We start from the raw sequence: 2,062 nt of genomic DNA, 5'->3' as shown, positions 1-2,062 counted from the left end.
AGGATGCGGTCCATCTGTGCGGTCTCGACCTCGGGCAGCCAGATCATCGCGCCGAGGGCGGCGTGCCAGGAATGTTCGGCGGAGTTCTCGTGCCGGGACTGGTCCGTCAGTGTCGAGGCGCGGGTGACGGATTTCAGCCGGTCTGCCTCGCGCAGGAAGTCGAGCTGGCGGGAGAGGCGGTCGTGATCCATGGGCAGGTCCTTTCGGACAAGGGGGTAGGCCGGGGCAGGCAGAAGGGCAAGAGGAGATGCCACCCGCGGGAGAGGCAGGCGCCCGGCGGAGACCGAAGAGGCCTCCGGCGAGAGTATTTTTCCGCCTGGTGATGATGCGGGAGGAGGCCCCGAAACGCGGCCTCCTTCTGCCTCCGGGAGCGTGCACGCCCTCCATGGCGAACGTCCGCCGCCGCTCCGGGCCCTGTCCCGCATCATCACCAGGCTGAAAGTACTCCGGGGGAGTCTCCGGCACGGAGACGGGGGCAGCGCCCCCTCTGCCTTTGCTGGCCACACGGTGACGGTACTGGCTGCCCTGAGCGGGGGGCAGCCTGCGGTGACGGAGCTTTGGAGGGGGGGCGTCGCTCAAGGCGGGGGCGCCAAAGAATAGGCCCGCCTAGCTTGGCGGGCCACTCTCTTTCAGCTCGGTCACCCGGCGCACCAGGAACTCGCGGGCGGTACGTTCGGCCAGGCGGATGCGGACCTCGGTCAGGAAGGCCTCTTCCAGGGTCTGGGAGGAGGCGCCGAGCAGGTTGCCGACCTCGACGTAGAGCCGGTCATGGCCGGTGGCCTTCATCGCCTTCATGCAGTCCTCGGCGAGGGCGGCGGCAAGGCTTTGCAGGCTGCTGCTCATGTCCCGGTCCTCAGCGCGAGCTTTCCGTCAGGCGGCGCTTCACGTAGTCGCTGACGCTGCCCAGCATGGTTGCCATCTGCTCTTCTTCCGAGAAGAAGTGGCCGGCGCCCGGCACTTCCTCGTGGGTGATGGTGATTCCCTTCTGCTCCTGCAGCTTGCCGACCAGCGCCTGGGTGTCGGCGGGCGGGGCCACGCGGTCGTTGGCGCCGTTGATGATCAGCCCCGACGAGGGGCAGGGCGCGAGGAACGAGAAGTCGTACATGTTGGCCGGGGGCGAGACCGAGATGAAGCCGGTGATCTCGGGACGGCGCATCAGCAGCTGCATGCCGATCCAGGCCCCGAAGGAGAAGCCGGCGACCCAGCAGTGCTTCGAATTGGTGTTCATCGACTGCAGGTAGTCCAGCGCCGAGGCGGCATCCGAGAGCTCGCCCACACCCTGATCGTACTCGCCCTGCGACCGGCCGACGCCGCGGAAATTGAACCGCAGCACGGTGAAGCCCATCTTGTGGAAGGCATAATGCAGGTTGTAGACGACCTTGTTGTTCATCGTCCCGCCGAACTGCGGATGCGGATGCAGCACGATGGCGATCGGCGCGTCCCGGTCCTTCTGCGGATGGTAGCGGCCTTCCAGGCGGCCTTCGGGTCCGGGAAAGATGACCTCGGGCATTCAGTACGTCCTCACCTTGCGCGGGCCGCCCTGCGGCACCGCCTGTCATTGACTGTCGCACCCGCAGCGCCTCTCGGACCCGGCCCCGGGCCGGTCCGGCCCTGCGGAATGCCTGATCCCGCGACGCTTCATTCTTGACGAATATGCTCTGTCACCTTAGAAGAATTCTAAAGAGACCAGATCTTCCGGCGACGGGTTGTCTTGCGAGATAATCCGCGTGGGGGCGAAGGTCAATGAAATCAACTTTCCCGGGCAGCCCAGACGGGCTAATGACCCGGTACGGGCCTGAGCCAGCGGCAGCCAGGGCCTCTCGTGCAAGTGGGAGAACGCTCATGAAGCTCAGCACCAAGGGGCGATACGCCATGGTTGCCCTCGCCGATATCGCCCTGCAGCCGGAAGGCAGCCTGGTGGCGCTTGGCGATATCTCGAAGCGGCAGTCGGTATCGCTGCCCTATCTCGAGCAGCTCTTCGTCAAGCTGCGCCGCGCCGGGCTGGTCAGTTCGGTGCGCGGCCCCGGGGGCGGCTACAAGCTGTCGCGTCCGATGAGCGAGA

At 66.4% G+C, this 2,062-nt stretch carries 4 protein-coding genes; 1 reads left to right on the top strand and 3 read right to left on the bottom strand.

All coding sequences use genetic code 11. From position 1 onward, the window contains the following. From OS124_RS0114375 to OS124_RS0114365, 3 genes are all read right to left on the bottom strand, one after another. A partial coding sequence (locus OS124_RS0114375) for an HD domain-containing protein (RefSeq protein ID WP_010140430.1) occupies positions 1–191 on the bottom strand: 191 nt, incomplete at its 3' end. Between the two features lie 415 nt (positions 192–606). Then, positions 607–843, bottom strand: a complete 237-nt coding sequence (locus OS124_RS0114370; protein ID WP_010140429.1) for a hypothetical protein — start codon at positions 841–843, stop codon at positions 607–609. 10 nt (positions 844–853) lie between these two features. Beyond that, complete coding sequence (locus OS124_RS0114365; RefSeq protein WP_010140428.1) at positions 854–1,510, bottom strand: alpha/beta hydrolase; 657 nt, start codon at positions 1,508–1,510, stop codon at positions 854–856. A gap of 332 nt (positions 1,511–1,842) precedes the next feature. On the opposite strand from OS124_RS0114365, the gene OS124_RS0114360 reads away from it, so the two are divergent. Continuing rightward, a partial coding sequence (locus tag OS124_RS0114360; RefSeq protein WP_010140427.1) for an Rrf2 family transcriptional regulator occupies positions 1,843–2,062 on the top strand: 220 nt, incomplete at its 3' end.

The sequence above is a fragment of the Oceanicola sp. S124 genome (assembly GCF_000220565.1).
GTDB lineage: Bacteria > Pseudomonadota > Alphaproteobacteria > Rhodobacterales > Rhodobacteraceae > Pseudooceanicola.
The sequence above is the reverse complement of the archived record's forward strand: the minus strand, read 5'-3'. Positions and strand labels throughout refer to the sequence as shown.

Coding starts and splice junctions, on each gene's coding strand:
- OS124_RS0114365 (WP_010140428.1), bottom strand. CDS start 1,510: ATGCCCGAGGTCATCTTTCCCGGACCCGAAGGCCGCCTGGAAGGCCGC.
- OS124_RS0114370 (WP_010140429.1), bottom strand. CDS start 843: ATGAGCAGCAGCCTGCAAAGCCTTGCCGCCGCCCTCGCCGAGGACTGC.